This window comes from Flavobacterium sp. GT3R68, from assembly GCF_007109225.1.
GTDB lineage: Bacteria > Bacteroidota > Bacteroidia > Flavobacteriales > Flavobacteriaceae > Flavobacterium.
Map to the genome: position 1 here is coordinate 1 of NZ_VJZK01000020.1, position 2248 is coordinate 2248.

Annotated in this window: 4 protein-coding genes; all 4 read right to left on the minus strand. The window is 33.1% G+C overall.

What is annotated here, in order from left to right:
- Positions 1 to 86: 86 nt before the first annotated feature.
- The 4 genes from FNW07_RS13565 to FNW07_RS13580 all read right to left on the minus strand — a co-directional run bounded on the left by FNW07_RS13565 (position 87) and on the right by FNW07_RS13580 (position 2139).
- Positions 87 to 599 (minus strand): hypothetical protein, encoded by a 513-nt coding sequence (locus tag FNW07_RS13565; RefSeq protein WP_144265645.1) that lies wholly within the window; start codon positions 597 to 599, stop codon positions 87 to 89.
- Positions 600 to 774: 175 nt separating this feature from the next.
- Complete coding sequence (locus tag FNW07_RS13570) at positions 775 to 1176, minus strand: hypothetical protein (protein ID WP_126745366.1); 402 nt, start codon at positions 1174 to 1176, stop codon at positions 775 to 777.
- A gap of 270 nt (positions 1177 to 1446) precedes the next feature.
- Positions 1447 to 1674, minus strand: a complete 228-nt coding sequence (locus tag FNW07_RS13575) for a hypothetical protein (RefSeq protein ID WP_126745367.1) — start codon at positions 1672 to 1674, stop codon at positions 1447 to 1449.
- 165 nt (positions 1675 to 1839) lie between these two features.
- Positions 1840 to 2139: a hypothetical protein gene (locus tag FNW07_RS13580; protein WP_126745368.1), complete on the minus strand. Its 300-nt coding sequence runs from the start codon at positions 2137 to 2139 to the stop codon at positions 1840 to 1842.
- Positions 2140 to 2248: the final 109 nt, after the last annotated feature.

The following is a 2248-nucleotide window of genomic DNA, read 5'->3' on the forward strand; positions in this document are numbered from 1 at the left end:
TATAAACCAAACTTTGAGTTATCAGCGTATTTTCTAAAGAAACACAGAATTAAGCCATTGAGGCAAACCGCTGTTATGAGAGGTTGTTATTCTTTCTTGACGTAAACCTTACAGTTTAAAGTTACCTCCTTCTCAATCATTCTAACTAAACTATCTTCTGGCTTTGTTCCTTTTGCTTCTAAAAATAAGTGGTCAATAATATATCCATGTATATAGTTTATGCCTGGTTTTTTAAATGAAATATCATAGAAATTAATTTCTCTATAGTTATTTGCGCCGAATGTATCTTTTGCAGTTTTCCGCAAAGTCTTAAAATCGATGTTAAGTTTGTCTGACGTCATCATAACAGCTTGTATATAACGAGAATGTTTATCGTCAAATGAAGTTGTAATTGTATCTAAAACACCTTTGTAAACAATTCGTCCATTATATTTTCGATTTAAAAAAATTGTATCAGGAAAATATAAATCCCAACTTGACCCATCGCCACTATAAGATGTGAAATGAGCTTTTGGCGGTTTTTTACCTTTTAAAATTTTATTTTCCTGTTTACACGAAACAAAAAAAAAGAATATGGTAAAGTAAAATATGTATTTCATTTAATTTTTTAGTTCAATGTTGGGTTACAATCTCTCATAACGTCCGGTGGCTTGCCTCAGTGGCGAAGATATCACCGAACAATGACAAATATAAACCAAACTTTGAGTTATCAGCGTATTTTCTAAAGAATCACTGAATTAAGCCATTGTGGCAAACCGCTGTTAGCTGCTGTGCTTATTGTTTGTATATATTCGTGATCTTTTTTAGGGTCCCACTAAAACTACCAAAGTGACCATTATTTTTCATATCAAAAGTCCCAGTTATGATTACATACTCTTTGTGATAGATACTACTTCTGTCAGAGTCTTTATCAATCCAGATTGAATTTTTTTTCAATTTATGCTCCTCATCATTTTGGCTTAAATAAAGAGCAGTTTCTTCAAATCCCAAATTTAAGAAGCCGGCAACAGAAATTATTTTTCCGTCATACTTTTCTGGATTAGAAATTAACTGAATAATTGATACGGTTTGAACTTTTTCGTCAGGTTTTACATTAACAGGAAAGTCAACATCTTGTGTCTGCGAGAAACTCGTAAACGAAATGAAAAGCAAAAGGAGCAAAAGATATTTTTTCATAAATGTTATTTTTCGGTATAAGCATCACAGCATTGCAGCTAACGTCCGGTGGCTTGCCTCAGTGGCGTGAACTTCACCGAACAATCACAAATATAAATCAAACTTTGAGTTATCAGCGTATTTTCTAAAGAATCACAGAATAAGCCATTGCGGCAAACCGCTGTTAGCCGTTCGGTTTTTATCCTTCATTTACTATTACTTCTGTTACTTTTTTATCAGAATTTAATTTTAAAGTTAAGTTTCCAGTGTTAATTCCATTTCCGGTATAACCTAAACTATAATATAATTAATTTCTTCATAAGATTTTCCAACAAGTTCATGATTATTTCTTAGACTATTTATCATATCCCAACGTAGCGACAAATCCTCTAAACTTAAGTTTGCGTTTTTCCATTTTTCAGAATTAAATTCTGTATGAGTAAATTTTCCGCGTAATGATAATACTGAAACTAATAATACTGAAAATATTATGATTACTATTTTTATATTTCTATTCATGTTTTCGTTTTCATGTTTTCGATTCAGCCAAACTGACGGCTAACGTCCGGTGGCTTGCCTCAGTGGCGTGTAACTCACCGAACAATCACAAAGATAGACCAAACTTTGAGTTATCAGCGTATTTTCTAAAGAATCACAGAATCCAGCCATTGAGGCAAACCGCTGTTAGCAACTGCCTTGTTTTTTAGCGGTAATTTCTTCTTCAACGTTATCAAGTTCGGGACTTGCCATAACTCTTGATAAAAACCACATTGTGCCTTTTCCGTTCCACATTTTGGTCGCAAATGTTAACCCAAAAATGAAACCGAATAAAGAGATACAAATTGCAATTATAAGGATTGGAATAGTTTGGTTTAGATAATAAATAGTAGTACCAATTATTAATCCAGTCATAGTGAAAGAAAAAACAATTTTTAGCCAAGCATAAATCTCTGATATTTTCTCAAAAATCTCAAGAATTTTCATTTTCTGCGTAATTTTGGATTAAGGTTGTTGCTAACGTCCCCGCGGCTTGCATACAGTGGCTTGCCTGTCACCGGACAATTGCAAATATATACCAAACTTCCGGTTATCA